The organism is Mesorhizobium sp. M5C.F.Ca.IN.020.32.2.1 (genome assembly GCF_004023105.1).
GTDB classification, from domain to species: domain Bacteria; phylum Pseudomonadota; class Alphaproteobacteria; order Rhizobiales; family Rhizobiaceae; genus Mesorhizobium; species Mesorhizobium wenxiniae.
In genome coordinates this window covers 1-5940 of the sequence record NZ_RZSX01000367.1, presented here as the reverse complement: position 1 = coordinate 5940, position 5940 = coordinate 1, and the positions used below count along the sequence as shown (strand labels likewise).

The 5940-nt window shown below is 58.8% G+C and carries 8 protein-coding genes and 2 pseudogenes; 5 read left to right on the top strand and 5 right to left on the bottom strand.

Annotated elements, in window-relative coordinates; all coding sequences use genetic code 11:
• Nucleotides 1-55: 55 nt before the first annotated feature.
• Nucleotides 56-256: a DUF1059 domain-containing protein gene (locus tag EOA86_RS18745; protein ID WP_245497315.1), complete on the top strand. Its 201-nt coding sequence runs from the start codon at nt 56-58 to the stop codon at nt 254-256.
• Here EOA86_RS18745 and EOA86_RS18740 read toward each other — a convergent pair.
• The gene (locus EOA86_RS18740) at nt 253-435 is read right to left on the bottom strand and encodes a hypothetical protein (RefSeq protein WP_128343033.1); all 183 of its coding nucleotides are present in this window, start codon (nt 433-435) and stop codon (nt 253-255) included. The genes EOA86_RS18745 and EOA86_RS18740 overlap by 4 nt on opposite strands.
• Before the next feature lie 137 nt (nt 436-572).
• Between EOA86_RS18740 and EOA86_RS18735 the strand changes: the two are divergent.
• From EOA86_RS18735 to EOA86_RS18725, 3 genes and pseudogenes are all read left to right on the top strand, one after another.
• A pseudogene (locus tag EOA86_RS18735) lies at nt 573-1405 on the top strand (ATP-dependent DNA ligase).
• 90 nt (nt 1406-1495) lie between these two features.
• Nucleotides 1496-1642 (top strand): hypothetical protein, encoded by a 147-nt coding sequence (locus EOA86_RS18730; RefSeq protein WP_245497314.1) that lies wholly within the window; start codon nt 1496-1498, stop codon nt 1640-1642.
• Nucleotides 1643-2046: 404 nt separating this feature from the next.
• On the top strand, nt 2047-2958 hold the full coding sequence (locus EOA86_RS18725; protein WP_245497313.1) for a PhnA-like protein: 912 nt from the start codon (nt 2047-2049) through the stop codon (nt 2956-2958).
• A gap of 232 nt (nt 2959-3190) precedes the next feature.
• Here the strand turns inward: EOA86_RS18725 and EOA86_RS18720 are convergent, their stop codons facing one another.
• The 4 genes from EOA86_RS18720 to EOA86_RS38705 form a co-directional block, all read right to left on the bottom strand.
• Complete coding sequence (locus tag EOA86_RS18720; RefSeq protein ID WP_128343029.1) at nt 3191-3565, bottom strand: PRC-barrel domain-containing protein; 375 nt, start codon at nt 3563-3565, stop codon at nt 3191-3193.
• Between the two features lie 495 nt (nt 3566-4060).
• On the bottom strand, nt 4061-4906 hold the full coding sequence (locus tag EOA86_RS18715) for a class I SAM-dependent methyltransferase (RefSeq protein WP_164891823.1): 846 nt from the start codon (nt 4904-4906) through the stop codon (nt 4061-4063).
• A 54-nt stretch (nt 4907-4960) separates the two neighbouring features.
• Complete coding sequence (locus EOA86_RS18710; RefSeq protein WP_128343037.1) at nt 4961-5206, bottom strand: hypothetical protein; 246 nt, start codon at nt 5204-5206, stop codon at nt 4961-4963.
• A gap of 196 nt (nt 5207-5402) precedes the next feature.
• On the bottom strand, nt 5403-5606 hold the full coding sequence (locus EOA86_RS38705; protein WP_164891822.1) for a hypothetical protein: 204 nt from the start codon (nt 5604-5606) through the stop codon (nt 5403-5405).
• 151 nt (nt 5607-5757) lie between these two features.
• Here EOA86_RS38705 and EOA86_RS39455 point away from each other — a divergent pair.
• Nucleotides 5758-5940, top strand: a pseudogene (locus tag EOA86_RS39455) (hypothetical protein); the annotation flags it as partial.

Below are 5940 nucleotides of genomic sequence, written 5' to 3'. Positions count from 1 at the left end.
CTACAGAGCCGGTTGACAAAGACCGCTCCCGGTCGCTCCATTAGGTGTCCCTAAAATGGAGGCAGCGATGGCGTACACGTATCGGTGCAAGGACTATCCGGGAATGGAAGCCTGTCCGGGGAGCTTCACGGCAGAAAGCGCGGAAGAGGTCATGAAGCACGCCGAGCTTCACGCCAAGATTGCCCACGGCGAAGACCCGAAACAATGGTCACAAGAGGATAGGCGGCAAGTCCAGAACTTGATTGTCGCCGGCTAGGCGTCCATTTCCAGTCGATCGTGCACTGGCTTGTCGTGCCAGATCACTTGCCTGAGATCCCGCATGTCGATGGGCTGGCCGCAGATCGGGCAGGTGTAAAAATGCTCCCCCTCGTTCTTGGCCGGGTCGCCGTGGCGCGTTCCGGTGATCGGCGGGCCTAGGTCGGATAGCTTGGTCATTTCCCCTAAACATTCATTTTTGCTAAAATGTTCCGGAACTGAATCCGCGCTTCGGATTTGAGTCTCGTCTGTGGCGTTGGGGTTTCAGTATGCGTAACGGTTCCGGCGATGGCCGGCTGCAGTTCATCGAACCGCTCATGCCAACCCTGGTCGACAAGCCTCCGGAAGGCGACGCCTGGATCCATGAGGTCAAGTTCGACGGCTACCGTTCACAGATCATCATCGATGAGGCCGGCGTTCGCATCTTCACCCGGCGCAGGCTGGACTGGACTGCAAAAACCGTGATCTCGCCGCGGCCGCCAAGACGCTCGACGTCGAGAACGCCATCATCGACGGCGAGATCATCGTCCTCAACGACAAGGGGCTGTCGGATTACGTGGAACTGCGCAAGGCGATTACGCGGCGCCAGCACGACCTCTATTTCGTCGCCTTCGATCTCTTGCACCTCAACGGCCATGATCTGCGCGACGTGGCGCTGGAGGAGCGTCGCGAAATCCTCGCTGCCATCATCCCGCCGGACATCCGAATCCAGTTCAGCCAGGCTCTGCCGGGCGACGCCAAAGCCATTTTTCACCTGGTCGACCAGGCCGGCCTAGAGGGCATGGTCTCCAAACTCCGGGACAGCAAGTACCGCAGCGGCCCGTCGACCAACTGACTGAAGGCCAAATGCTACACCATCGGCGAGTTCGAGCTGCTCGGCGTTGAGCGCGAGGCCGGGAAGCCGGCATTCGCCCTGATGGGCGAGATCGGCACGCGCAAGTATGTCGGATCGGCCTTCATCAATCCGAGCCGGGCGATCCGCGAGCGGCTATGGAAGCGCGTCCAGGAGCACGCCGGGCCGCCGCCGAAGGGGATGAAGCGGCCGGCGACCCAATGGGTCAAGCCGGGGCTGATAGGCCGCGTCAAGCACTTGCGAAGCGAGGAAGACCTGCGGCATGCCTCGCTGCAGGACTTCCGGGAAGAGGATTGACCACCATGAAACGCAAGCCCAGCAAATCCGGGTTCAACAAAACTGCTCGCGGCCGACACGACACTGCTGTCGGCCGAACCGCTGATCGGATTGCTCGAACTGGAGACCGACACCGGCACGATCGAGCTGGCCATGAATAGGATCCTGGCCGAGCAACTTCTGTTTGCCATCGTTGAATTTCTCCAGGCAGGCAAGGGAGATGACGCGCCAACATTTGCGGTCGAGCGTTCGAATTAGGGTCGCGGAGCAAAGCACCTCGCAGCGCTTGCACAAGCGCTCGCCAGGACGCGCGGGGCTCTTCTCCGCTGGGGTAGACAGCGGCCAGCCGAAACGCTCATTCATCGGCTACGCGGCGCACGCGATGCGCCCCAGCTCAAGGGGCGGAAGCTTTGGGCGATTAAAAGCCGCTGGGAAAGTCCGCAACTTTAGGGTTTTGGCGAGTGGCTCCCAGCTAAAGCCCCACCCGCTACCACCGCCCATTCGCTGCGTTCCGGCTGCCTCCGACCTTAATTGCAATCCCTAAGGAACATTGCCTATTCGCTGCCGTTAAGAGCGAGGACCGACTGTACTCGGCCCGGAACGGTGTAGGCAACACTGCAGCGCTCGTTCTTTAAGAACTCGCTGCGAATTCAGGGATGAGAATGATGAGCGACGCAATTTCCAACTCCGGCCAGGAAGAAAATTTGGCTTACTCGACCGCCAGTGACGACGCTCACACGATCTTGCTGAACAAAGTCAGTTGGGGCGCCATTTTCGCGGGAGTGGTCGTCGCGCTCGTAACGCAAGTCCTGCTGACCATGCTGGGTGCGGGTATCGGCATCGCCACACTCGATCCCGGGACCGGGGACAATCCGGAGGCATCGACCTTTTCGATTGTAGCCGGAATCTGGTACGTCCTGTCCGGCATTGTTGCTGCGTTCGTCGGCGGCTACATCGCTGCTCGGATGTCGGGCAAGACACTCCCGACCACGGGCGCGTTTCATGGCCTGACAACATGGGCACTCACAACCTTGCTGGTCTTATACTTTCTCACCAGCACCGTCGGCATGATTGTTGGAGGCGCTTTCAGTGGCATCGCAAGTGCCGTTGGCGGCTTGGGTGAGTCTGTAGCGCAGACCGCGGCACCGATTGTCGCCGAGGCCAATCCTCTCCAAGCGATTGAAGCCCAGGTGCGCGCGACCGGAACAAATCCGGAAGCGCTTAACAATGCGGCCATTAACGGAATGCGTGCGCTCGTCCTGGGCAGCGAGGCGGATGCGGCCGAGGCGCGTCAAAACGCGGCACAAGCACTGGCGACGGCGCGCGGCATTCCGCTCGAACAAGCCACGCAACAGGTGACGCAGATGGAACAGCAATATCACCAAGCCGTCGAGCAGGCGCAGCAAAAAGCGGCGGAAGCTGCAGATGCCGCTGCTTCGGTCGTATCGACCGGCGCGCTTCTGGCATTCGTTTCCCTTGTCCTTGGCGCGATTGCGGGCTGGTTTGGTGGCCGTTCTGGGGTGGTTCACCCAGTCTTTGCGGACCGCCTTATACCTACTCGCCGAGGTTTGTAAATTGACGAGAGCCTCACTCTCAACTGCCTGAAATCAATCCGCCGGACGGACCAGCTATGGCCCGATGGTGGTACGTCTACCCGTATCGTTTGGTTGGCAATGAAGCAATTTGGTCTCAACGAGTACCCGTATGGCCTCGGCCCACTAATCGTGCGCCGGCTCGATCCCATGGAGTCGAGCTGATCAGCCGGTCCACTAGTCCATCGGCTCCATCGGCCTGCTACAGCGTGGCCTATATCCAATACGGCCGGATTCCATAGTAGTCGTAAACGCGGCGGCCACTCTCAGCATCCCAGTCGAAATCCTGGTCGCGAGTATAGCGCGGAGCGCCTTCGACTTGCTCCTTCGTGATGTCGATACGAAAGCCTCCAAGGCTCTCGTCATAATCGAGCTTCTGCCACGGCAGCGGATAGTAGTCGTCGCCAATTCCAAGAAATCCACCGAAACTGAGAACGGCATAGGATACCCTGCCGCCTCTCTTCTCAAGGATCAGCCTTTCGACTTGTCCGATGTGATTTCCCTGGATGTCATAGACGTTGGTGCCGACGACCATGTCGCTGGCGATAAGGTCGTGGGTCTCACGAATGTCGGGGTCTTTGTTTGTCATGGTTTGCTCCTTCCCGTCGGTCATGGAGCAAAACGGGTCCGTGCCCGCGAGGTTCCAGGGAACTTGTGCAGATCAGCGAGCGCGCTTATCGCCCAGCGACTTTGTTTAGCCCTCTGATAGCGACGAACTTTTTCCAGATAAGAAAGATTCTCCTGCAGCGACACAGGGAAACAATTATGGCTAATCTCGCATTGGCGATGCTGGGCATCTGGCATACCAAAAGGAACGGCTGTGGAAGCGCGTTAGGGAACGCGCCGGGCCACCGCCAAAGGGCATGAAGCGACCGGCCACGCCAATGGGTCCAGCCGGGCTGAAGCTGCGCGTCAAGCATCTGCGTGGCGAACACAGCCACATACGCCATGCGTCACTGCTGGGTTTCGGCGACGAGAGCTAAGCCGTGTACTCATAAATCAGCCTAGATCAATTTAACGGGGCATGTCCGCCCGCTCCACCTCGTCGGCGCGGGCGAGCAGAGTCGGTAATGCGCGGCGTTCCTCAATCACGCGGCAACTTCGTAGCCACTATCCTGACGCCGCCCATCTTGCGCTCGTTAATAAGGTCAACAAATCGGATGTAGGACTTGTGGAATGCATCGTGCCCCATTGGGGTGCCAGCCTGTCGGGCTTCTTCACGCAGCATTTGATACATTGCCAGTCGTTCCTTCAGAATTGGTCCCCATTCTTCCGTCAAATCTTTTGTCGAGACTACTCTAAGGCCAACGCTTTCGACCAGACTGCCGTATTCGGGGATTGACCGAAGAGGCTGAATAGCCATTCCTTCCCACATCAATTGCGCATCAGCAGCGGTAAGCGGCTGATTAGCTATCCAATCTGTGAATGCCAATCGGCCATCTGCCCTCAGAATACGAAAAGCTTCGGCAACCGCTCTCTTCACATCAGGAACGTGGCAAAATGCTTCTTGGCTGACGACAGCGTCCATGCTCGCGTCAGGAAGCGGGACGTCCATCACGTTGCCCTCCACAATCCGCGCAGTACCGTGAAGGCCAACTCGTCTGGTTAACTCCTGTGCGCCCGAGACGCGCGCTGGCGTCAATTCGATACCAGTGACGTCGGCTCCATATTTGTGAGCCAGATAGCGCACCGTGCCGCCAAGTCCCGCACAGAAATCGGCCACGCGCGATCCATTGCTAACCTGCGCTCCTCGCGCCAATTCATCTGTAGCGGCGAGGCCGCCATAATGATCTTGGTCATGGGGAAACAGCTCTTCAGGGCGCAAGCCGTCGAGATGGCCACGGCTTGCGCGGAGTTTCGCAAGGATGATTTCGCATGAGATGGGATGACGATTATAAAAATAGACGGTCTGTGAAGTTGCATCGCTCATGAAACTTGCCTCCATGACTCGGGGCCACGCTCCCTGCGGCCGATCATCACGAACCTAGATAGGGCGGCCGGTTCTCATAATGGCGCGTGCAATTGCGAGCTGCGCCTCGACTTTGGCGTTTTCCTTTTGCGTCACGTTGTCGGCCGCGATCAGGCGGCGCAGCGAGCGCATCACTTCGCCGCGCGTCCATCCGGCATCGAGCATGCAGTCGACAATGGCCTGAAATCCCGGCTCCATCGCCTCCTGGCAATCTATCTCGCGGTCCGCGTAATCGTGGTGACACCTTGGCTTTTTGATAATCACAGATAGCGCTCCCCTTCACTCCGGTGCTCGAAACAGAACCAGTGCGGCGTCTGCCTCGGCTTAGCAAAGCCCCAGCCGGCGTGCTTGCCGCACCACCCGGGATGCTTGCAAAAATGATGCTGGACGTCTGGGCGCGGTCACCTCTGGCCTGGGCAGGCGAATTTCATCGCTCAAAGCGCATGCTCCGCAGGTTTCACTTTGGTGGAAAGATTTCACAGTACGTCTTGACGATCAAGGAAAATGTTCCTTTTTTGTTCTTATGGCGCACCAACCGATCGACACCCTTGGAAAGGCGACCCGGCACAACATGCTGGTCAAGGCCGAATGCAGTTGCGGCAACGTCCGCTACCATCGCTCGGCCGATCTGATGATGGTGTTCGGCGGCGGCAGAGATCACAAAGCCTCAATTTCAGCTGCGACCGGTGCAAGCCGTCGATCAAGATCACGCTCTTGGAAGTTCATCCGGAACACCTGCCGAAACGGCTCATGATCCACAAGCCGATGAAGGTCGGCGGCAAGATCGAGTGGTTTGCCGAGCGGTTCCGAGGATGAGCCAACGTCTAAAGGTACGGTTCGCCTATCAGCGCGGCTGGCAAGTTGTGGACGGCAGCGCGATCCTGAGCACGTTCGACAAGAAGGAGGATGCCTTCCGGTTCGTTCTCGACCGAGGCGCCCGCGTCCGGTTGGAATGGAGCAGGACCGTCATCGGCGGGGAAACACCCCCCTATGCC